Genomic DNA, 22,193 nt, shown 5'->3' with positions numbered 1-22,193 from the left:
GGTGCGGTGGTCCGGCCGAACTCTCCGTTCTCCCGGCGGGATCGTTATCCCCCGCCGGGTCGAGGGTGGCTCGAAGAGGCGGATAGGCTGCGAGCGCCATCCCCCACGGCATCCCTCATTCCACAGATGGACGACTGCACATGCGACGCTCCTTCACACCCGCCGCCACGCTCGTCGCGGCCATGGCGGGCTCTCTGATCCTGGCGCCGACCGCCTTCGCGACGGGTTCGGACAACGAGATCACGCTGAACCAGAAGCTGCCGCTGACGGCCGCCGACGCCAAGCCGGGTGAGTGCCCCGACAGCATCCCCGCCGACCAGGACGGCTGGCACTTCGTCCTGCCCGGCAACAAGGGTGAGTTCGTCAAGCTGGAGGTCACCTTCAAGCCGGGTGGCACGCAGGTCATCGAGGACTTCAGTGCCTTCGGCAACCCGGCGGGCAAGCACGCCTACGTGGCGTCCCCCGCCGGCGCCGAGCTGACCGAGGCCTCGGCCACGATCAAGGGCACCACGCCGCAGGACGAGTTCCAGCTCTCCCACACCTGCGCGGCGGACAAGCCGGGCGAGGAGACCACCGGGGGGACCACGACGGGCGGGACCACGACGGGCGGGACGACGACCGGCGGGACCACCACCGGCGGCACCAGCACCGGCGGCACCAGCACCGGCGGGACCACGACCGGTGAGACGTCCTCCACGGGCGAGACGTCCACGACCGGCGAGACCACCACCACCGGCGGGACCACGACCGGCGGGACGTCCTCCACGGGCGAGACGTCCACGACCGGCGAGACCACCACCACCGGTGAGACCACCACCGGCGGGTCGGCCACGGGGGAGACCACCGCCACCGGCGGGACCGCCACGGGTGAGGCCACCACGGGCGGGACGGCCACCGGCGAGACGTCCGCCACCGGCGGGACCGCCGCGGGCACCGACACCCAGGGCGGTTCGGAGGAGGGCAACCTCGCGGAGACCGGTTCGAGCGCGCCGGTCGGCGTGATGGCCGGCGTCGCCGCCGCGCTCGCCGCGGCCGGCGCGTTCCTGGTGGTGCGTCGCCGCAAGGCCGCGCAGGGCTGACGCGCCCCGTCACGAGGAGTGCCCCCCACGGGAGTCCCGTGGGGGGCACTTCTGTCGTGCGGTGGGGTCAGCCGGTGTTGCGGAGGCCCGCCGCCACGCCGTTGACCGTGAGGAGCAGGGCCCGTGCGAGCAGCGGGTCCGGGTCCTCGCCGGCCTCGGCGGCGGCCCGCTGGCGGGCGATGAGGGCGACCTGGAGGTAGGAGATCGGGTCCAGGTAGGCGTCGCGGATGGCGAAGGTCTGCTGGAGGACCGGGTGGGAGTCGAGGAGCTTCTCGCCGCCGGTGACCTTGAGGACCTCCGCCACGGTGAGCGCGTGCTCGGCCTCGATGGTCTCGAAGACGTGCTTGAGCTCGTCCGGGACGAGGGTGTCGACGTAGTGGCGGGCGATCCGCAGGTCCGTCTTCGCGAGCGTCATCTCCACGTTGGAGAGGAAGTTGCGGAAGAAGTGCCACTGCTCGTGCATCTCGCCGAGGACGGCGTCGAGGCCGGCCTCGCGCAGCGCCTTGAGGCCGGAGCCGACACCGAACCAGCCGGGGACGATCTGGCGGGACTGGGTCCAGCCGAAGACCCACGGGATGGCGCGCAGGCCGTCGAGCGAGACGCCCGAGCCGGGGCGGCGGGCGGGCCGCGAGCCCAGGTGCAGGTCGGCGAGCTGGTCGACCGGCGTGGAGGCGAGGAAGTACGTCGGGAGGTCGGGGTCCTCCACGAAGGCGCGGTAGGCGGCGTGGGCGGCCTCGGAGGCGACGTCCATCGCGGCGTCCCAGCGGGCCAGGGCCTCGTCGGACTGGCGGGGAGCGGTGTGCAGGGCGGAGGCCTGGAGGGTGGCGGCGACCGTGAGTTCCAGGTTCTCCCGGGCCAGGGAGGGGATGAGGTACTTGTCGGAGATGACCTCGCCCTGTTCGGTCACCTTGATCTCGCCCTCCAGGGTGCCCCAGGGCTGGGCGAGGATGGCGTCGTGGGAGGGGCCGCCGCCGCGGCCGACGGTGCCGCCGCGGCCGTGGAAGAGGCGGAGGCGGACGCCGTAGCGGTGGGCGACGTCGCGCAGGCGGCGCTGGGCGCGGTGGATCTCCCACTGGGAGGTGGTGATGCCGCCGAACTTGGAGGAGTCCGAGTAGCCGAGCATGACCTCCTGGACGTCGCCGCGGAGTGCGACGAGGCGGCGGTAGGAGGGGTCGGCGAGCATGTCGTTGAGGATGACGTCGGCGGCGCGGAGCTCGTCGGTGGTCTCCAGGAGCGGCACGATGCCGATCTTGGCCCAGCCGGCGTGGAGGTCGATCAGGCCGGCCTCGCGGGCGAGGACGGTGGCGGCGAAGACGTCGTCGGCGCCCTGGCACATCGAGATGATGTAGGACTCGATGACCTCGGGGCCGAAGCGCTCGAAGGCCTCCTTGACCGTGTGGAAGACGCCGAGGGTCTTCTGGCCGGGGGCGTCGAGCGGTGCGGGGGTGGGGGCCAGGGGGCGGCGGGAGCGCAGTTCCTTGGCGAGCAGCCGCTGCCGGTAGTCGCGGGGCATGTCCGCGTATCGCCAGGACTCCTCGCCGAGGCGGTCGAAGAGCTGGCCGAGGGCGTGGTGGTGGGCGTCGGCGTGCTCGCGGACGTCCATGGTGGCGAGCTGGAGGCCGAAGGCGGAGAGGGTGCGGATGGTGCGGTCCATCCGGCCGTCGGCGAAGAGGCCGCCGCGGTGCTCGCGCAGGGAGCTCTGGATGAGGGTGAGGTCGCGGATGAGCTCGGCGGTGCCGAGGTAGTCGCGGCCGTCCTGGTGGGGGGTGCCGTGGGCGAGGCGTTCGCGGGTGTTGAGGAGCTTCTGGCGGACGCAGGTGGCCTTGAGGCGGTAGGGCTCCTCGGCGTTGAGGCGCTTGTAGCGGGGGCTGATCTCGGGGAGGAGGTCCAGGTCGCGCTGGAGGGAGTCCAGGAGTTCCTGGGTGGCTCCGGTGTAGCGGATGGAGTTGGAGAGCAGGCCGCGGAGGAAGTCGATGAGCTCCAGGGCGTCGGTGATGCCGTGCTCGTGCTGGAGGATCAGGATGTCCCAGGTCACCTGGGGGGTGACGTTGGGGTTGCCGTCGCGGTCGCCGCCGATCCAGGTGCCGAAGGTGAGGGGGCGGGTGCCGGCGGGGAGCTCGTAGCCGACGCGCTCCAGCTCGGCGGCGAGGTCCTCCAGGACGTCGCCGACGGCGCCCGCGTGCAGCTCGTCGAGGTAGTAGATGGCGTTGCGGGCCTCGTCGGCGGGCTCCGGGCGGACGACGCGGAGTTCGTCGGTCTGCCAGATGAGGTCGATGTTCTCGGCGAGCCGCAGGTCGTGGCGGCGCCGGTCGGCCTCGATGACCGGGCTCTCCAGGAGGGCGCCGATGCGGCGGAGCTTGTTGAGGACGGAGCGGCGGGCGGCCTCGGTGGGGTGCGCGGTGAAGACGGGGCGCACGTTGAGGTTCTTGACCGTCTCGCGTACGTGGGCGGGGTCGCCGTCCTTGAGCATGTCGGCGGTGCGGGCCAGGAGGCCGCCCTCGGCGGCGCGCTTCTCCCGGAGCTCGCGGCCGCGGTGGACCTGCTCGGTGACGTTGGCGAGGTGGAAGTAGGTGGAGAAGGCGCGGACGAGCTTGGCGGCCGTCTCCAGTTCGACGCCGCGGAGCAGCTCGGCTGCGGCGTCGCCGTCCTCTCGGGTGAGGCGGCGGACCTTCTCGACGAGGTCGAGGAGCTCGTGGCCCTCCTGGCGCACGAGGGTCTCGCCGAGCAGGTCGCCCAGTCGGCGGATGTCGGCGCGCAGCTCGGCGTTGGTGGTGGGAGTCTGGTCGGCACTGCTCACAGGTGCGGCTCCTTGCAGTGTTCAAGCACGTCTGGAGGGTTCTGGAGGCTTGCGGACCGCGCTGTCCGACGTCCCCAGGATAGGTGTCCAATCCCTGGACGTCGGGCAGCCCCCCGCTTGTGCCCTCTTGCCGCGTGCCGCCGCGCTGCCATACTTACGTCGCCGTAGGTTACGCAGGCGTAGCCTCGGCCTGTTTCCTCTTCGTACGTACCCCCCTCTCCTTCACCCCCCAGGGACACGCATGACCATCAGCCCCGAGGTCACCTCGGCGTCCGAGGCGACCGATCCGGCCCAGGCCCTGCCCTCCGCCACGCTGGGGGGTGACAGCAAGGGTTCCGTCGAGCAGTTCGCGCTGGCGCTGTTCATCGTGGTGCCGTTCGTGGCGCTGCTGGCGGCGGTGCCGCTGGCCTGGGGGTGGGGGGTGAGCTGGCTGGACCTGGGGCTGATGACGGCGATGTACTACATCGGCTGCCACGGCATCACGATCGGTTTCCACCGGTACTTCACGCACGGTTCGTTCAAGGCGAAGCGGCCGTTGCGGATCGCTCTGGCGATCATGGGGTCGCTGGCGGTCGAGGGGCCGCTGGTGCGGTGGGTGGCGGATCACCGCAAGCACCACAAGTTCTCGGACGCGGAGGGCGACCCGCATTCGCCGTGGCGGTTCGGGGAGACGGTGCCGGCGCTGATGAAGGGCTTGTGGTGGGCTCACATCGGCTGGATGTTCGACGAGGAGCGGACGCCGCAGCACAAGTACGCGCCGGATCTGATCAAGGACCCGGCGATCCGGCGGATCTCGCGGCAGTTCGTGCTGTGGACGGTCGTCTCGCTGGCGATCCCGCCGGTGGTGGGCGGTCTGGTGACGTGGTCGTGGTGGGGCGCTTTCACGGCGTTCTTCTGGGGTTCGCTGGTGCGGGTGTGCCTGCTGCACCACGTGACGTGGTCGATCAACTCGATCTGTCACGCGGTGGGCAAGCGGCCGTTCAAGTCGCGTGACCGTTCGGGGAACGTGTGGTGGCTGGCGGTGCTGTCGTGCGGCGAGTCCTGGCACAACCTGCACCACGCGGATCCGACGTCGGCGCGGCACGGGGTGCTGAAGGGGCAGGTCGATTCGAGTGCGCGGCTGATCCGCTGGTTCGAGCTGGCGGGCTGGGCGACCGACGTGCGGTGGCCGGCGCAGTCCCGTATCGACGCCCGGCGCCAGGCCGCCTCCGCCGACGCGGCATGATGGAAGACGTGGCGATCGACGGCAGTTCCAGCAGCACCAGCGGTACGGGCGGTACCGGAGCGAAGCCCCGGCGGAGCCGCCGGGTGCGGATGACCGGTGCGGAGCGCCGGGAGCAGCTTCTGGACATCGGCCGGACGCTCTTCGCCGAGAAGGGGTTCGAGGGCACGTCGGTGGAGGAGATCGCGGCGAAGGCCGGGGTCTCGAAGCCGGTGGTGTACGAGCACTTCGGCGGCAAGGAGGGGCTGTACGCGGTCGTGGTGGACCGGGAGATGCGGCAGCTGCTCGACGGGGTGACGGGGGCGCTGACCGCGGGGCATCCGCGTGAGCTGCTGGAGCAGGCGGCGTTCGCGCTCCTGGACTACATCGAGAACTACACGGACGGTTTCCGGATCCTGGTGCGGGATTCGCCGGTGGCGCAGTCCACGGGTACCTTCGCGTCGCTGATCAGTGACATCGCCACGCAGGTGGAGGACATCCTGGGTCTGGAGTTCAAGACCCGTGGCTTCGACCCGAAGCTGGCGCCGTTGTACGCGCAGGCGCTGGTGGGGAGTGTGGCGCTGACGGGGCAGTGGTGGCTGGACGTCCGGAAGCCGAAGAAGGCCGAGGTCGCGGCGCATCTGGTGAATCTGGCGTGGCACGGTCTGGACGGCCTGGAGCAGAAGCCGCGGCTGATAGGGCACCGGAAGAACTGAGCGGGTGGGGCCGGGTCCGTCGGGGTGTGACCTGACGGATTCGGAAACACTTCGTTGCCTGCTCAACGATCAGGGTTATGATCCCCCCACATCCGGGGGGGTGTCCGCCCTTCGCGCGTGCCGTGTTCCGCCGCGCGGAGGTGGTGCGGAGCCTCGCCCCTGGTACCTGTTCTCACGTTCCCCAGGGGGGGGATCACCTTTGCGTACCGCTTTCTCCCCGCGCGGCCGTCGTGTCGCCGCGTGCACCGCGCTCGTCCTTTCCGCCGGCATGCTGCTGGCGTCTCCCGCCGTGGCCGAGCCCGCGCCCCGGCCCTCCGCCGAGCTGCCGCGCCGGGCCGCGGCGCCGCTGCCCGACCTCGACCTGTCCGCGCTGCGCTCCGGTGCGGCGGCACGGACCGCGCAGGCGGGCGAGGTGCTGCCGTCCCGGTTCGACGTGGACGGCGACGGCCTCACGGACATCCTGTACCGCGACTGGAACTCCGAGCTCGGCGTGGTGCCGAGCAGCGACGCCCAGGGCGGGACCTGGTACCGCTCCGGGGCGTCCGAGGTCCCCATGGACCTGGTCCCGCTCGGCGACCAGGACGGCAACGGCCAGCCCGAGGTGCTGGTGCTGACCAAGTACGGCAAGGCCGAGCTCCAGGCCGACGCCACCCTGAGCGGCGGTTCGCTCTCCTGGACCGGCGGCGGCTGGGGCGTCTACAACAAGGTCTTCTCGCCCGGTGACGTCGACGGCGACGGGCGCTTCGACCTGCTGGCCCGCAAGCACAACGGCGAGCTGTACTTCTACCGGGGCACCGGCAACCCGTACGCGCCGCTCTCGGGGCCGGTGAAGGCGGGTGTCGGCTGGGGGGCGTTCGACCAGCTCGTCGGCATCGGCGACAGCGACGGCGACGGCCGGGGCGACGCGGTGGCCCGCACGCCCGACGGCAACCTGTACTTCTACGGCGGCACGGGCGTGAAGACGAGCCCGTTCAAGCCGAAGAAGCTGATCGGCGGCGGCTGGAACACGTTCAACCAGCTCCTGTCGGCCGACGACATCGACGGCGACGGGCACGCCGACCTGTTCGCCCGGTCCGTCGACGGCACGCTGTGGGCCTACCGGGGCCGCGGCAACGGCACCTTCACGGCCCGTACGCGCGCCTCGTCGGCCGGCGGGTACCTCTCGGTCGACCAGTTCGCCGGTTCCGGCACGATCGCCTCCGCGGGCAAGAACGCGCTGATGGCGCGGACGCCCGGCGGCACGCTGTACTGGTACGGGACGACGAACAACGGCAAGCTGACCGCGCGCGACCAGGTCGGCGACGCGGGCGGCTGGGCGGGTGCCCCGATGGGCTTCGCCTCCTCGCTCGGCGCGGACGCCTTCGGCGACCTGTACTTCACCATCGGCGGCACCCTCTACGCCAACGGCTGGACCGGCGGCGGCTGGAGCTCCTACAACCACATCTCCGGCCCCGGCGACCTGAACGGCGACGGCAAGGGCGACCTGCTGGCGCGGGACCGCTCCGGCGTGCTGTACCTGATGCGGGGCAACGGCGAAGGGACGGGCTTCGCGTCGCGGATCCGGGTCGGCAGCGGCTGGGGCGCGTACAACCGCCTGGTCGGCGCGGGCGACGTCTCCGGCGACGGCCGGGCGGACGTCCTGGCCCGGGACGGCTCGGGCACGCTGTGGCTGTACAGGGGGACGGGCGTGTCGACGCGTCCGTTCGCGGCCCGGCAGAGGATCGGCGGCGGCTGGAACGCGTACCGGCAGATCGTGGTCCCGGGCGACCTGGACGGCGACGGGCGCGCGGACCTGCTCGCGACGACGTCGGGGGGCACGCTGTACCGCTACCACGCGACGGGTGCGGGCGGCGTGTTCGCGCCGCGCGCCGAGGTCGGCGGCGGCTGGCAGGTCTACTCCGACCTGTTCTAGGCCGGAGGGGTTCCGGGGAGGGGCCCGCGCCGTCGCGCTGTCCGCGCGGTAGGGGTCCCTCCCGTTCGATATCCGTTCGTCCGGATGTCGGGGGCCGGAGGTACACTCACGGCACATCCGAGGGGGGTGCCCGCCCTCTGCGCGCGGACGCGCGGAGGCGCTGCGGAACCCTGCCCCGGTCCGGACTGTTTTCGTTCCCCAGGGGGGGAAATCTTGCGTTCCGCTTTCTCCGGGCGTGGCCGTCGTGTGGCCGCCTGCACCGCGCTCGCCCTCTCCGCCGGCATGCTGCTGGCGACTCCCGCGTCGGCCGCCGAGCCGGCGCCGCGCGCTTCCGTCGAGAAGACCGCGCCGTCCTTCACCCCGCCGAAGCTGGTCCGCCCCGACGCCGGCGGCACCGCCCGCGCCCAGGCCGAGCAGGGCACCTCGCCGCTGCTGTCGGACCTGAACGTCGACGGCAACGAGGACCTGGTCTTCCGCGCGATCGACGGCGAGGTCTACTCGACCGCGGGCAGCGAAGACCCGCTGGCGCTGTTCCGCTACGCCGACATCGCCAAGGACATCATCCCGATCGGCAACCAGTCGGGCGAGGCCGAGCCGGAGATCCTGGTCCTCTCCGAGAACGGCACGCTGACGATGTACCGGGACGTCGACCCGGCCGGCACCCCGTACGAGACGGTGCTCGGCGGCGGCTGGCAGGCCTACAGCAAGATCACCTCGCCGGGCGACGTGAACAACGACGGCCGCGCCGACGTGATCGCCCGCACCAAGGACGGCGCGCTCTACCTGTACCTGGCCACCGGCAGCACCACCAAGCCGCTGGGCACCCGCATCAGCGTCGGCGGCGGCTGGAACGCCTACGACCAGCTGATCGGCGTCGGCGACGCCAACGGCGACGGCAAGGCCGACCTGTACGGCCGGACCCCCGACGGCCAGCTGTACTTCTACACGGGCACGGGCTCCACCACGCGTCCGTTCGCGACCCGCAAGCTGATCGGCGGCGGCTGGGGCAAGTTCAACCAGATCCTTCCGGCGGGCCAGGACGGCTCCCTGTGGGCGCGGGACAACGCGGGCACGTTCTTCCTGTACACGCCGCGCGGCGACGGCGCCCTCAACGCCCTCGGGCAGCAGGGTGCGGCGGGCGACTTCGCGGGCATCGAGCAGTTCGCGCTCGGCGGCAACGTGCCGTACACGGGCAAGGACGGCTTCATCGCCCGTGACACGGCCGGCACGCTCTGGTTCTACCGCAGCTCCACCACCGGCAAGATCAACCGCCGCGAGGAGATAAGCGACCCGGGCGAGTGGAAGAACCGCACCTGGGCCGCCCTGTCCTCGCTGAACTCGGACGGCATGACGGACGCCCTGGAGCGCCTCGACGGCAGCCTGTACGTCGACATGCTGTACATCGGCGGCGGCTGGGGCGGCTTCAACGCCTTCGTCGGTCCGGGCGACCTGAGCGGCGACGGCAAGGGCGACCTGCTGGCCCGCGACAGCTCCGGCGTGCTGTGGCTGTACCGGGGCAACGGCGAGGGCGACGCCTTCGCGTCGCGCCTCAAGGTCGGCTCCGGCTGGGGTGCCTTCAACGCGCTGGTCGGCGCCGGCGACTACACCGGTGACGGCCGCGCGGACCTGCTCGCCCGCACCACCGGCGGCGTCCTGTACCTCTACCCGGGCACCGGCAACGCGACCGCGCCGTTCGGCGCGCGCTCCGAGGTCGGCTCCGGCTGGAACACGTACAAGTACCTGGTCGCGCCCGGCGACCTCAACGCCGACGGCAAGGGCGACCTCATCGGCATCACCTCCGCCGGTGACCTGTACACCTACCAGAACACGCTGCCGAAGAAGTTCTCGGCGCGCGTGAAGTACGGCCCGGGCTTCCAGATCTACAACTCGGTCTCCTAGCCCTCCCGCTCCACCGCGACGAGCCCCGCACCGGATCTCCGGTGCGGGGCTCTCGCCGTCTCAGGAGGGCTTGCGGGCCACCGCGAAGACGCGGCGGAAGGGGAAGACGGTGCCGTCGGGGCCCGCGGGGTAGGCCTCGCGCAGGAGCGCCCGGTACTGGGCGAGGAAGGCGGCCGCCGCCTCCCGGTCGTCGCCCAGGGCGGTGAGGACCGGGCGCAGGGCGGTGCCCTTGACCCAGTCGAGGACCGCGTCCTCGCCCTGGAGGAGCTGGCAGTAGACGGTCTCCCAGACGTCGGCCTCGCAGCCCAGGGCGGTGAGGCGGGCGAGGTAGCCGGCGGGTTCGAGGATGTGGACGAAGCGGCGGCCCTGGCCGCCGAGGCGGGTCCGCCACTCGGGAAGGGCGCACAGCTCGCCGAGGAGGGCGTGGCTGGGGGCGGTGAAGTTGCCGGGGACCTGGAAGGCGAGGGTGCCGCCGGGGCGCAGGCCGTCGATCCAGGCGGCGAGGGACTCGGGGTGGTTGGGGACCCACTGGAGGGCGGCGTTGGAGACGATCAGGTCGTGGGGCTCGGCGGGGGTCCAGTGGGCGGCGTCGGCGGGGCGGAAGTCGAGCCAGCCGCCGCCGGGGGTGGTGCCGGACCAGTCCTTCGCGGCCCGTTCGAGCATCTCGGGCGAGAGGTCGTAGCCGGTGATGTGGGCGTCGGGCCAGCGGTCGGCGAGGAGGGCCGTGACGTTCCCGGGTCCGCAGCCGAGGTCGGCGATGCGGGCGGGGCGGCCGCGGTTCGGCAGGGGCGGTATGCGCTGGAGGAGGTCGAGGAAGGGGCGGGTGCGGTGGGTGGTGTGGCGGAGGTACTGCCGCGGGTCCCAGACGGGGGCGGAGACGGAGTCGGCGGAACGCATGTGCGAAGCCTCCTTGCAGGCGTGAGCCGGCCCAGCGGAACCGGGTTTCGGCCGGGTCTCTTCCCCCTCGTCCCGCAAATATATCTCGATCTCAAGATTCATGGGATCGAGAAACTCGAATGCAAGAGACTTTATGTCAACAGACCCACTACACTGATCACATGGAGGACGAGGTCGACCGGCTGGTCGCTGCATGGCGCCGAGAGCGCCCGGACCTCGACGTGGAACCGTTGGAGGTCCTCAGCCGCGTCTCCCGGCTGGCCCGGCACCTCGACCGCGCCCGCCGGCTCGCCTTCTCCGAGCACCAGCTGGAGCCCTGGGAGTTCGACGTCCTCACCTCGCTGCGCCGCGCCGGAGCCCCGTACCAGCTCTCCCCCGGCCAGCTCCTCACCCAGACCCTGGTCACCTCCGGCACCATGACCAACCGCATCGACCGGCTCACCAAGAAGGGCCTGGTCGAGCGGCTGCCCGACCCCAGCGACCGGCGCGGCGTCCTGGTCCGGCTCACCCCCGAGGGACGCGACCGCGCCGACGAGGCCCTCGCCGGGCTGCTCGCCCAGGAGCGGGCCATCCTCGCCCAGCTCTCCCGCCCCCAGCGCGCCGAACTCGCCGCCCTGCTACGCCGGCTGACCGCCCCGTTCGACAACGTCCCCGGCTAGCTCCGGCAGGATCGCCGGGCCCACGCCCGCACGCCGGGCCAGCGCCACCGCCGCCAGGGTCGAGTGGACGCCCAGCTTCCCCAGCACGTTCTGCATGTGCGTGCGGACCGTGTGCGGGGAGAGGAAGAGCCGCTCCGCCACCGCCTTGCGGCCCAGACCCGCCACCATGCAGCGCAGCACCTCCCGCTCGCGCGGGGTCAGCGACTCCACCAGCCGCTCGCTCTCCGTCCGGTGCTTCCGGGCCGCCGTCAGCTCCCGCAGCACCCCCGTGAGCAGGGCCGGCGGCAGGTGGGTCTCGTCCCGCAGCACCCCCCGGACCACCGCCAGGAGCCGCTGGAGCGAACAGTCCTTCGCCACCCAGCCGGAGGCCCCCGCCTGGAGCGCGAGCGCGGCCCTGCGGGCGTCGTCCCGCTCCGCGAGCACCACCGCGCGGACCGCCGGCTGGGCCTTGCGCACCCCCGCCACCAGCGAGATCCCGTCCACGACGGGCTCGCCCTCCGGCACGGCCGCCGGGGCCGTGGGCAGCGCGCCGAGGTCGGCGTCGACGAGCAGCACGTCGAAGCGGCGCCCCTCGGCGACGCCCCGGTCCAGACAGCGCAGGGCGGCGGGGCCGCTGCCCGCCGCGGCCACGTCGACGTCCGGCTCGGCCGCGAGCGCGGCGGCCAGCGACTCGGCGAAGACGCGGTGGTCGTCGACCACCAGGACCCGGATTCGTGCCACGGACACCCCCAAGTGTCGAGGAGAGGCCGGCGCGGTACGGCGCCGGAGGCGGGGCCGTCGGGCGCCGGCCGCCGCCGTGCCCTGACTGCTTACCCCGCTCCCGGCGCCGTACCCGACGGGTCTCGCCCCCTGAACGGCACCGGCCCCCACCGGCGCTGCCCCACAGAGTAGGGGCGGGGCGGCACCGTGGGGGCCGATTGGCGGAAGTGTCCGAAGTCGACCGTACGTGTGACCCGGAAGACCACCCGCGGGGGACGTCCGGTCCTGCGGGGGGCGTCAGAGGCGGCGGGCACCCGCCGCGGGGACGGCCGGGAAGATCCCCGGCTCCGCGTACCCGGCGTCGGCGAAGGCCTTCCGGACCGCCGCGCCGACCTCCTCCGCCCCGTCCGTCCCCACGAGGACCACCGCCGAGCCGCCGAAGCCGCCGCCGGTCATCCGGGCGCCCAGCGCCCCGGCCGCGTTCGCCGCCTCGACCACCAGGTCCAGCTCCGGGCAGGAGACCCGCAGGTCGTCCCGGAGCGAGGCGTGGCCCTCGGTGAGGACGGGCCCGACCGCGCGGGTCGCGCCGGCGTCGAGCAGGGAGATCACCCGGACCACCCGGTCGTTGTCCGAGACCACGTGCCGGACGTACCTGCGCACCGTCGCGTCGTCCAGCCGGTCGAGCGCCGCGGGGAGGTGCGCGGCGTCCACGTCGCGCAGGGCGCGCACTCCGAGCGCCCGCGCGCCCGCTTCACAACCGGCGCGCCGCTCGGCGTACGCGCCGTCCCCGAGCGCGTGCTTCACGCGGGTGTCGACGACCAGCAGCGCGAGCCCCTCGGCGGCGAGGTCGAAGGGGACCTGCCGGTACGACAGGTCGCGGGTGTCCAGGTGCAGGGCGTGGCCCTCCTGGGCGCACGCGGAGGCCATCTGGTCCATCACCCCGCAGGGCACGCCGACGAAGTCGTTCTCGGCGCGCTGGGCGAGCCGGGCCAGCTCCGGGCGGGTGAGCCCGAGGCCGAAGAGGTCGTTCAGGGCGAGCGCGGTGACGACCTCCAGGGCGGCCGAGGAGGAGAGCCCGGCGCCGGTCGGCACGGTGGAGGCCAGGTGCACGTCGGCGCCGGTCACCGGGTGGCCGGCCGCCCGCAGCGCCCAGACGACACCGGCCGGATAGGCGGCCCAGCCGCCGCCGGAGAGCGGTTCGAGGGCGTCGACGCCGAGCTGGACGATCCCCCCGTCGGCATCGCCCGAGTGCAGGCGCAGGACGCCGTCGTCGCGGCGGGAGACGGCGGCGACGGTGGTGTGCGGCAGGGCCAGCGGCAGCACGAAGCCGTCGTTGAAGTCGGTGTACTCCCCGATGAGGTTGACCCGCCCGGGGGCGGCCCAGACGCCGTCGGGGGCGCTGCCGTACAGCGTCTCGAAGTCGGCGGCGACGGTCATGCGGGGTCCTCCTCGTGGCGGAGCCGGGCGAAGGCCCAGGCGTCGGCGACGACCTCGGCGAGGTCGGGTCGGGACGGCGTCCAGCCGAGCCGCTCGCGGGCGGCCTCGGACGAGGCGACCAGGACGGCCGGGTCGCCGGGGCGGCGTGCGGCGGTGACCTCGGGGACCGGGTGGCCGGTGACCTTGCGGACGGTCTCGATCACCTCGCGGACGGAGAAGCCGTTGCCGTTGCCGAGGTTGCAGATCAGGTGCTCGCCCGCCGCCATGGCGTCGAGCGCCAGGAGGTGGGCCTCGGCGAGGTCGGCGACGTGGATGTAGTCGCGGACGCAGGTGCCGTCGGGGGTCGGGTAGTCGTCGCCGTAGACGGAGATCGCCTCGCGGCGCCCGAGGGCGACCTGGAGGACGAGGGGGATGAGGTGGGACTCGGGGTCGTGGCGCTCGCCGATCGCCCCGTGGGCCCCGGCGACGTTGAAGTAGCGCAGGGAGGCGGCGGCGAGCCCGTGGGCGGCGCACTCGCCGGTGATCATGTGGTCGACGGCCAGCTTGCTCGCCCCGTACGGGCTGGTGGGGGCGGTCGGCGCGGACTCGGTGATCGGCACGGTCTCCGGCTCGCCGTAGGTGGCGGCGGTGGAGGAGAACACCAGCTTGCGGACGCCGGCCGCGCGCATGGCGGCGAGCAGCGCCATGGTGCCGCCGACGTTGTTCTCCCAGTACTTCTCGGGCCGGGCGACCGACTCGCCGACCTGTGAGAACGCGGCGAAGTGGAGCACTCCGTCGTAGGAGCCGTCGAGCCAGCGCGCGGCGTCCTGGATGCGGCCCTCGATGAACTCGGCTCCGTCCGGGACGCCCTCGCGGAAGCCGGTGGAGAGGTCGTCGAGGACGGTGACCCGGTGGCCCCGCTCCAGGAGGTGGGCGGCGACCACGCCACCCACGTACCCCGCCCCGCCCGTCACCAGATACCTCAGGGTCATGCGCTTGCCACCTCTCGGATGCGCCGGGCCGCGTCCTCCGGCCGGATGTCGTTCATGAAAGCGCCCATGCCGGACTCGGTGCCGGCGAGGAACTTCAGCTTGTCGGAGGCGCGCCGGACGGTGAACAGTTCCAGGTGCAGTCCGAAGTCCTCCCGCCGCGCGTCCGTGAACGGCGCCTGGTGCCAGGCGGCGATGTAGGGCGTGGGCGGCTCCGCCGGACCGAAGATCCGGTCGAAGCGCCTCAAGAGTTCCAGATAGACCTGTGGGAACTCCGCCCGGGCCGCCTCGTCGAGCGCGAGCAGGTCGGGCACGCGCCGGGTGGGGTGGAGGTGGACCTCGTACGGCCAGTGGGCGGCGTACGGGACGAAGGCGATCCACTGCTCGCCCTCCAGCACCACCCGTTCGGCGTCGGCGCGTTCGCGGGCGACGAGGTCGTCGAAGAGGTTGCGGCCGGTGGCCCGGCGGTGTTCGTCGATCCGGCGCCGGGTGAGGGCGGTGCGGGGGGTGACGTACGGGAAGGCGTAGATCTGGCCGTGCGCGTGGGGCAGCGTGACGCCGATCTCCCGCCCCCGGTTCTCGAAGCAGTAGACCTGCTCGACGCCGGGGAGGGCGGAGAGTGCGGCGGTGCGGTCGGTCCAGGCGTCGAGGACGAGGCGGCCCCGCTCCTCGGTGAGGTCGGCGAAGGAGGCGGTGTGGTCGTCGGTGAAGCAGACGACCTCGCAGCGCCCGACGCCGCCGGAGAGGGAGGGGAAGCGGTTCTCGAAGACCACGACCTCGTAACCCTCTTCGGGGACCTCGCTCTCGCGCCCCTCGCGGGCGGGGCAGAGCGGGCAGGCGTCGGCCGGCGGGAGGTGGGTGCGGCTCTGCCGGTGGGAGGCGACGGCGACGTGGTCACCGGTCAGCTCGTCGTACCGGATCTCCGAGCGGGAGGTGACGGGGGTGAGCGGGCGCGGGTCGACGGCGGTGCGCACGACGTCGTCGCGCATGTCGTAGTAGATGAGCTCGCGCCCGTCGGCGAGCGTGGTGACGGTCTTCTTCACGGGTGCCCTCCGGGCGGGATCAAACAGAACCACGCACAAAGAACCACAACCGAACATCGGAGTCAATGGCGCGGCCCGGCACCGCTCCTCGTCCGAGGGGATGCGCGGGTGCGCGGGTGCATGGGCGCGCGTGCGTGAGAGAGGGGGGACCGGCCGGCGGCCCGGCGGGACCCGCCCCGGTTCAGCGGGGCGTGCGCTGCACCGGCACCGCGCGCTCCAGGAGGCCCGTGCGGGCCGCCAGGGCCGCCGCCTCCAGGCGCGAGCCGACCCCCAGCTTCATCAGCACCCGCTGCACGTGGGTCCGGGCGGTGCTCGACGCGATGCCCATCCCGGCCGCGATCCCCCGGGTGTCCTCGCCCTCCGCGACCCGCACCAGGACCTCCACCTCCCGGTGGGTCAGCAGCCGCAGCAGCCGCTGCGCCTCGTCGTCCGGCTGCGCGGCGGGGTTCAGCAGCTCGGCGAAGGCCCCCGCGAGGAGCTGCGGGGCCACCGCCGCCTCCCCCGCCCGCGCCTTCAGCAGCGCCCGCTCGACGCCCTCGATCCGCTCGTCGTGCCGGACGTACCCCGACGCGCCGGCCGCGAAGGCCGCGGCGATCCCGCGGGGCGACGGCACCGGGCCGAGGACCACCACGGCCACCTGCGGACGCTCCCGCTTGATCCGGGCGACCGGCTCGAAGACCCCGGGCGCGGCGGGCGAGGCCGTGCCGAAGAGGCAGACCTCCGGGGCCCGGCCCACCACGACCTCCGCCGCCCCCGCCGTCGGCGCGGCCGCCGCGAGCACCCGGTGCCCGCGCAGCTTGAGTGCCGAGGCGAGCGCCTCCGCGAGCAGGCGGTGGTCGTCCACGACCACGAGCCGAACGCCCATCCCGTCATCCCCCATCCCCCGGGCGTGCCGTCCCCCGGCACCTCTGACCCGGCAAGCTACACGCTCCCCCGCCCCACGGCCCGTCAACCTCCGCGGCACGAACGGGGGACGGACGCGGGAAGGGCCTCCCCGGAACGTCCGGGGAGGCCCTTCCCGCGGCGGCCGCGGGGTCAGTCCTTCGTGGTGTAGGACACCGCGTGGTACTTCTTGCCCAGGGAGCCGTCGGACTCCCGGGGCTTGTTCGCGTAGGTGGCCGAGATGAAGAACCGGCCGTCGGCGTAGAGGAGTTCCGCGCCCGTGATCGAGAAGCTGCTCACGATGTCACGGTTCCCCTTGTCCGACGGGGTCTCCATGAGCAGGGTCTCCTTCATCGTGCCCGCGTTGACGGAGACGATCTGCCCGCCCTTGTCGTACGGGCCCACCTTGTACGCGATGATGTCGCCGCCGTCCATGCGCAGCGGCATCAGCGTGTACCCGTCGCCCGCGTCGGCCTTCTCGGGCGCGGTCCGGCCGGTGGCGAGGTCGAACGCGATGATCTCGTTCGTCTTGTCGCTGTACTCGCCGGTGGAGCCCTCGTGCTCCTCGGTCGGCACGTAGAGCCGGTCGTCGCCGACGAGGACCTGCCGGCACTCCTCCACCGAGGTGGCGCCGCACTCGGCACCGTAGCGGTCGGCACTGGCCGCGATCTTGGTGCGGAGCTTCCCGGTCTTCTCGTCGATCGAGAAGAAGTCCGAGATGCTGCTGCCGTCGTCGGCGGCGTCGCCGACGTTGGCCGCGACGACCAGCGGCTTGGTCGAGACGACCGACGCGTACTTCACGCCGGTCGGCATCTTGTACTCCGAGAGCGGCTTGCCCGAGACCGGGTCCAGGTTCTGGACGAGGACGGTCTCGGCGCCGTACCTGCCGCACTTGCGGACCGCGACGAGGCCGGCGCCGCCGCCGTAGCCCATGTCGTAGCAGTTCTGGTCGTTGGACTGCGGCTTCCAGCGGACCTTGCCGGTGGCCGCGTCGAAGGCCGCGCCGCCGCCGGTGCCGCCGGCGGCCACGGTCCCGCCGCCGAGCGTCACCTCGCTGAAGCGGGCCTTCTCGTCGCCGCCGGCGCCGACCGAGGCGGACCAGAGCAGTTTGCCGGTGTTCAGGTCGACCATGCCGACCTGGTTGCAGCTCTGGTAGTAGCGGGGCGCGACGCGCTTGGACTCCTCGAAGAGGATCGGCACCTTGTGGTCGGCGGTCATGTGCCGGGAGGCGCCGCAGACCTGGCCGGCCAGCGGGAGGGTCCAGGAGACCGTGCCCTTGTCGATGTCGTAGCCGACGATCGAGTCGACGCCCGACTTCACGTACGTCGTGTCGGTGAGCCAGGAGCCGTCGACGGGCGTGGTGTCCGGCACCTTCGGCACGTCGACGCGGAAGGCGAGGCGGGCCCCGGTCTTCGCGCCCGGCTTCTCCTTGCCGTTGCCGCCGAGGCCGTTGCCGCCGCCGGAGCCGCCGGCGGCGTCACCGCCGCCGTTCGGGGACTGGCTGGTGCCGCCGGTGGGCTTGGCGTCCGGCGGGGTGTCCGAGCCGGAGTTGGCGTACCAGATGCCGCCGCCGACGATCAGGGCGACGGCCACGACCGCCGCGATGACGATCTGCGCCTGCGCCGACAGCTTCTTCCCGCCGCCCGGCCCGGGGGACGGGACCTGCTGCTGCGGGGCGGTCGGGTAGCCGTACGGCTGCTGGGGCGGGGCCGGGTAGCCGTACGGCGGGGGCACCGGCTGCTGGTGCTGCTGGTCCGGGTAGCCGTAGCCGGGCTGCGGCGGCTGTTCCGGGTAGCCGTAGCCGGGCTGGGGCTGCGGTGCCTGCGGGTAGCCGTAGCCGGGCTGCGGCTGCTGCTCCGGGTAGCCGTAGCCGGGCTGCCCCTGCGGGGGCGGGGGCGTCGGCGCGCCGAAGCCGCCCTGGCCGGGGGCCGGGTCCTGCGGGGCGCCGAAGCCGCCCTGCGGCGGGTGGCCGCCGGGAGGCTGGTTCGGCGGCGGGCCCGGCGGCTGGTTCGGCGGCGGGGGTGGCTGGGTCATCGGTCCGCGTACCTCACTTGCTGAAGCCCATCATCGTCTTGGTCTGCTTCTCCTCGGCGTCGCTGGGCGCGGAGACGCGGCCCGCCGCCACCACGAACGTGCCGTTGCCGTAGGCGTAGCCCGCGCTGAAGAAGCTGCTCTCGATCTGCGCGACCGAGACCGGGTGCTTGAGGAGGATCTTCGGCGCGCCGCCGGCCGGGGCGATCGTCGCGACCGCGCCGCCCTTGTCGTACTTGGGCGAGACGTAGACCAGGACCTCGCCGCCCTCCATGCCCAGCGGCGTCATCTGCTGCTCGTCGGGAGCCTTCGAACGCCACTTGGGCTTGCCGGTCTTGAGATCGAAGGCGACGACCTCGTTGGAGGTGCCGTAGGAGGTGTCGGTCGACATGTAGAAGGTGTCGCCGGCGGCGGCGACACCGGTGCAGCCCTCCAGGTTGCGGCCGAAGATGACGAAGCCGCCGCCGCAGCTCGGGGCGAACTTGTCGGTGGCGCCGCCCTGGATCTGGGAGCGCACGGTGCCGTTCGGGTTGAGCGCGACGACCGACCACTTCTTCTGCTCGCGCTGGAAGGCCGAGACGACGAGCGGGTTCACGGAGTAGACCTTGTCGACCTCCCAGGTGGCGGCCAGCCGGTAGGTCCACTTGGGCTTGCCCGTGTTCGGGTCGACCTCGCTGACCGTGTGCTGCTCCTTGCTCGCGTCGGCGGTGCGGCACTGGTTGGCGGCGATCAGCTTGGTGGCGTCGCCGGCGTACGCGTACGGCTTGCAGTCACCGGTGGGGCCGGTGAAGACCTGGCGCCCGTCGGTGAGGGAGAAGCCGTAGGCGCTGCTGCTGCCGGCCGCGGTGACCGTGTTGCCGCCGATGGCGAGGGTGTTGTCGGAGAAGGCGAAGAGGCCGGTCGGCTTCGGGACGGCCTTCTTCCAGCCCGCCTTGCCGGTCTTGAGGTCGATCTGCTGGAGCATCGAGCACTTGGCGCCGTCCTTGGCGTTCTCCTCGTACCCGAAGACCATCAGGCCGCCGGCGCCGGGCCGGGCCGGGGCCGCGCACAGCTTGAACGGCAGGTCGACCTGCCACTTCTTGGCGCCGTCGGCGAGGCTGTAGCCGGAGACTCCCTTGTACATGCCCTTGATCACCGTGTCGCCGACGATCCAGGGGCCGAAGACCTCGGAGCCGTTGCGGGGCAGGTCGACGTCGTTGGTGGTGAGGAAGTTGACCTTCGCCTCGCCGTCCTGGCGGGCCGCGTTGAGGTCGTCCTCGCCGCCCTTGTCTCCGTCGCCGGAGCCGTCGCCCTGGTCGACGGAGTCGGACGGCTCGGGAGCCGTGGAGGCACTGGAGCCGGTGGACGGCGACTGGGCGACCGTCGGCTTCTCGTCGTCGCCCTTGCCGACGACCGCCCACGTGGTGACGCCCGCGATGACGACGACCGCCGCCGCGACGGCCGCGACGACACCGGTGCGGCCCTTGAAGGGGCCGCCGCCGGAACCGCCGGGCGGGGCGGGCGGCGCCGGGTAGCCCGGCTGCGGCTGGCCCGGGTGGCCGTAGGGACTGGTCGGCTGCCCGTAGGGTCCGGGCTGCTGGCCGTACGGTCCCGGCTGCTGCTGCCCGTAGGGGCCGGGCTGCCCCGGCTGCTGCGGGTAGCCGTACGGGCCGGGCTGCGGGGCCTGCTGCGGGTGGCCGTAACCGGGCTGGGCGGCGGGCTGGGCCGGAGCGGTCGGCGGCTGGGCGGGCGCCTGGCCCGGGGCCTGCGGCGGGACCGGCGGCATCTGCGGCGGCTGGGCCGGCATCTGCGGCGGCACGCCGCCCTGGCCCGGATCCTGGGGAGCTCCGAAGCCCCCCGGCGGCTGGTTGCTGGGCGGCTGGGTCATCAGCGCTTCCCCCTTGGCTGTGAGCGGGTTTTCTTTCTACCACTCACCCGGTGGCGCAAAAGCGACCGGTCCATCCCTTGTGCCCAAGGGAGGACCGGTCCGTGATGCCGTCGTTATGCGTTCTCGGCGAGTTCGAGCCAGCGCATCTCCAACTCTTCACGTTCTCCGCCGAGTTCCCTCAACTCGGCGTCGAGCTTCGCGACCTTCGCGAAATCGGTCGCGTTCTCGGCGATCTGCGCGTGCAGCTTCGCCTCCTTCTCGGCGATCTTGTCGATCTGCCGCTCGACCTTCTGCAGCTCCTTCTTCGCGGCGCGCGCGTCGGCGGCGGAGAGGCCCGGCGCGGCCTGCGCGGCGGGGGCCGCGGGCGCCGGGACGGCCGCCTCGATCATCCGCCGGCGCCGCTCCAGGTACTCGTCGATGCCGCGCGGCAGCATCCGCAGCGCGCGGTCGCCGAGCAGGGCGAAGGTGCGGTCGGTGGTGCGCTCCAGGAAGAAGCGGTCGTGGGAGATGACGACCATGGAGCCGGGCCAGCCGTCGAGGAGGTCCTCCAGCTGGGTCAGGGTCTCGATGTCGAGGTCGTTGGTGGGCTCGTCGAGGAAGAGGACGTTGGGCTCGTCCATGAGGAGGCGCAGCAGCTGGAGGCGGCGGCGCTCGCCGCCGGAGAGGTCGCCGACCGGCGTCCACTGCTTGTCCTTGCCGAAGCCGAACTGCTCGCAGAGCTGCCCGGCGGACATCTCGCGGCCCTTGCCGAGGTCGACCCGGTCGCGGATCTGCTGCACGGCCTCCAGGACGCGCAGCTGCGCCGGGAGCTCGGTGACGTCCTGCGAGAGGTAGGCGAGCCGCACGGTCTTGCCGACGACGATCCGGCCGGCCGGCGGCTGCTTCTCGCCCTGGGAGACGGCCGCGTCCGCCAGGGCCCGCAGGAGTGAGGTCTTGCCCGCGCCGTTGACGCCGACCAGGCCGACGCGGTCGCCGGGGCCGAGCTGCCAGGTGAGGTGCTGGAGCAGCGTCTTCGGACCGGCGGTGACGGTCACGTCCTCCAGGTCGAAGACGGTCTTGCCGAGCCGGGCGTTGGCGAACTTCATCAGCTCGCTGCTGTCGCGCGGCTCCGGCACGTCCGCGATGAGCGCGTTGGCCGCCTCGATGCGGAAGCGGGGCTTGGAGGTGCGGGCGGGGGCGCCGCGCCGCAGCCAGGCCAGCTCCTTGCGCACCAGGTTCTGCCGCTTGACCTCCTCGGTGGCGGCGATCCGCTCCCGCTCGGCCCGGGCGAAGACGTAGTCGGAGTAGCCGCCCTCGTACTCGTACACGTCGCCGCGCTGCACGTCCCACATGCGGGTGCAGACCTGGTCGAGGAACCAGCGGTCGTGGGTGACGCAGACGAGCGCCGAGCGGCGGTTCTGGAGGTGGCCGGCGAGCCAGGCGATGCCCTCGACGTCGAGGTGGTTGGTGGGCTCGTCGAGGACGAGCAGGTCCTGCTCCTCGATGAGCAGCTTGGCCAGCGCGATGCGGCGGCGCTCGCCGCCGGAGAGCGGGCCGATGACGGTGTCGAGGCCGTTCTCGAAGCCGGGCAGGTCCAGGCCGCCGAAGAGACCGGTGAGCACGTCGCGGATCTTGGCGCTGCCGGCCCACTCGTGGTCGGCCATGACGCCGATGACCTCGTGCCGGATGGTGGCCTTCGGGTCGAGCGAGTCGTGCTGGGTGAGCACCCCGAGGCGCAGTCCGCCGCTGTGCGTGACGCGGCCGGTGTCGGCCTCCTCCAGGCGCGCCAGCATCCGGATCAGCGTCGTCTTGCCGTCGCCGTTGCGCCCCACGACCCCGATCCGGTCCCCCTCGGAGACGCCGAGCGAGACCCCGTCGAGCAGGGCACGGGTGCCGTACACCTTGCTGACGTTCTCGACATTGACCAGGTTGACGGCCATTTCACTCCTGTACGGGGCTTGCGATCGACGTCCCAGGGTACGTCGCCCGGCACCGCCGCCGGGGCGCTCGGGCGGGCCCCCCGGGCCCTTCGGGCGCTCCGGGGGGGCGTCCGGCCGCGCGGGCGGTCGTCCCCGTGGCCGTCCGGGGCCGTCCCGGCGGGCGTCCCCGTGGCCGTCCGGCGGGATC

General features: G+C 72.9%; 16 protein-coding genes. 6 read left to right on the top strand and 10 right to left on the bottom strand.

Translation table 11 applies throughout. From position 1 onward, the window contains the following. Positions 1-140 precede the first annotated feature (140 nt). Positions 141-1,079, top strand: coding sequence for an LAVTG motif-containing sortase-dependent surface protein (locus IE287_RS23830; protein WP_189851207.1), 939 nt, complete (start codon positions 141-143; stop codon positions 1,077-1,079). Between the two features lie 67 nt (positions 1,080-1,146). On the opposite strand, the gene ppc is transcribed toward IE287_RS23830, so the two are convergent. Beyond that, positions 1,147-3,876, bottom strand: a complete 2,730-nt coding sequence (ppc, locus tag IE287_RS23825; RefSeq protein WP_189851206.1) for a phosphoenolpyruvate carboxylase — start codon at positions 3,874-3,876, stop codon at positions 1,147-1,149. A 241-nt stretch (positions 3,877-4,117) separates the two neighbouring features. Here ppc and IE287_RS23820 point away from each other — a divergent pair, with 241 nt between their 5' ends. The 4 genes from IE287_RS23820 (at position 4,118) to IE287_RS23805 (ending at position 9,604) form a co-directional block, all read left to right on the top strand. Continuing rightward, positions 4,118-5,101, top strand: coding sequence for an acyl-CoA desaturase (locus IE287_RS23820; protein ID WP_189851205.1), 984 nt, complete (start codon positions 4,118-4,120; stop codon positions 5,099-5,101). Then, entirely contained in the window at positions 5,098-5,793 is a 696-nt protein-coding gene (locus tag IE287_RS23815) for a TetR/AcrR family transcriptional regulator (RefSeq protein ID WP_189851204.1), read from the top strand. Before IE287_RS23820 ends, IE287_RS23815 begins: the two co-directional genes overlap by 4 nt. Before the next feature lie 199 nt (positions 5,794-5,992). After that, a complete protein-coding gene (locus IE287_RS23810; RefSeq protein ID WP_229883679.1) occupies positions 5,993-7,705 on the top strand; it encodes an FG-GAP-like repeat-containing protein in 1,713 nt (570 codons plus the stop codon). 246 nt (positions 7,706-7,951) lie between these two features. Beyond that, a complete protein-coding gene (locus IE287_RS23805) occupies positions 7,952-9,604 on the top strand; it encodes an FG-GAP-like repeat-containing protein (RefSeq protein WP_189851203.1) in 1,653 nt (550 codons plus the stop codon). Between the two features lie 60 nt (positions 9,605-9,664). Here IE287_RS23805 and IE287_RS23800 read toward each other — a convergent pair whose 3' ends face one another. Then, positions 9,665-10,501, bottom strand: coding sequence for a trans-aconitate 2-methyltransferase (locus tag IE287_RS23800; RefSeq protein WP_189851202.1), 837 nt, complete (start codon positions 10,499-10,501; stop codon positions 9,665-9,667). A gap of 161 nt (positions 10,502-10,662) precedes the next feature. On the opposite strand from IE287_RS23800, the gene IE287_RS23795 reads away from it, so the two are divergent. Then, positions 10,663-11,160 carry a MarR family winged helix-turn-helix transcriptional regulator gene (locus IE287_RS23795; RefSeq protein WP_030494707.1) on the top strand — a complete coding sequence of 166 codons (498 nt, stop codon included), beginning with the start codon at positions 10,663-10,665 and terminating at the stop codon, positions 11,158-11,160. Here the strand turns inward: IE287_RS23795 and IE287_RS23790 are convergent. From IE287_RS23790 to IE287_RS23755, 8 genes are all read right to left on the bottom strand, one after another. Then, positions 11,119-11,880 carry a LuxR C-terminal-related transcriptional regulator gene (locus IE287_RS23790; RefSeq protein ID WP_229883678.1) on the bottom strand — a complete coding sequence of 254 codons (762 nt, stop codon included), beginning with the start codon at positions 11,878-11,880 and terminating at the stop codon, positions 11,119-11,121. The genes IE287_RS23795 and IE287_RS23790 overlap by 42 nt on opposite strands. Before the next feature lie 276 nt (positions 11,881-12,156). After that, positions 12,157-13,296, bottom strand: coding sequence for a galactokinase (gene galK / locus IE287_RS23785; protein WP_189851200.1), 1,140 nt, complete (start codon positions 13,294-13,296; stop codon positions 12,157-12,159). Next, positions 13,293-14,267 (bottom strand): UDP-glucose 4-epimerase GalE, encoded by a 975-nt coding sequence (galE, locus tag IE287_RS23780; protein ID WP_189851199.1) that lies wholly within the window; start codon positions 14,265-14,267, stop codon positions 13,293-13,295. The genes galK and galE overlap by 4 nt, the downstream gene beginning before the upstream one ends. Continuing rightward, positions 14,264-15,307, bottom strand: coding sequence for a galactose-1-phosphate uridylyltransferase (gene galT / locus IE287_RS23775; protein ID WP_189851198.1), 1,044 nt, complete (start codon positions 15,305-15,307; stop codon positions 14,264-14,266). Before galT ends, galE begins: the two co-directional genes overlap by 4 nt. Before the next feature lie 181 nt (positions 15,308-15,488). After that, on the bottom strand, positions 15,489-16,172 hold the full coding sequence (locus IE287_RS23770; RefSeq protein ID WP_189851197.1) for a helix-turn-helix transcriptional regulator: 684 nt from the start codon (positions 16,170-16,172) through the stop codon (positions 15,489-15,491). Between the two features lie 170 nt (positions 16,173-16,342). After that, positions 16,343-18,223, bottom strand: coding sequence for an outer membrane protein assembly factor BamB family protein (locus IE287_RS23765; protein ID WP_189851196.1), 1,881 nt, complete (start codon positions 18,221-18,223; stop codon positions 16,343-16,345). Between the two features lie 13 nt (positions 18,224-18,236). After that, entirely contained in the window at positions 18,237-20,087 is a 1,851-nt protein-coding gene (locus IE287_RS23760; protein ID WP_189851195.1) for an outer membrane protein assembly factor BamB family protein, read from the bottom strand. A 113-nt stretch (positions 20,088-20,200) separates the two neighbouring features. Beyond that, positions 20,201-22,006, bottom strand: coding sequence for an ABC-F family ATP-binding cassette domain-containing protein (locus IE287_RS23755; RefSeq protein ID WP_189851194.1), 1,806 nt, complete (start codon positions 22,004-22,006; stop codon positions 20,201-20,203). Positions 22,007-22,193 lie beyond the last annotated feature (187 nt).

The sequence above is a fragment of the Streptomyces omiyaensis genome (genome assembly GCF_014650895.1).
Taxonomy (GTDB): domain Bacteria; phylum Actinomycetota; class Actinomycetes; order Streptomycetales; family Streptomycetaceae; genus Streptomyces; species Streptomyces omiyaensis.
The sequence above is the reverse complement of the archived record's forward strand: the minus strand, read 5'-3'. Positions and strand labels throughout refer to the sequence as shown.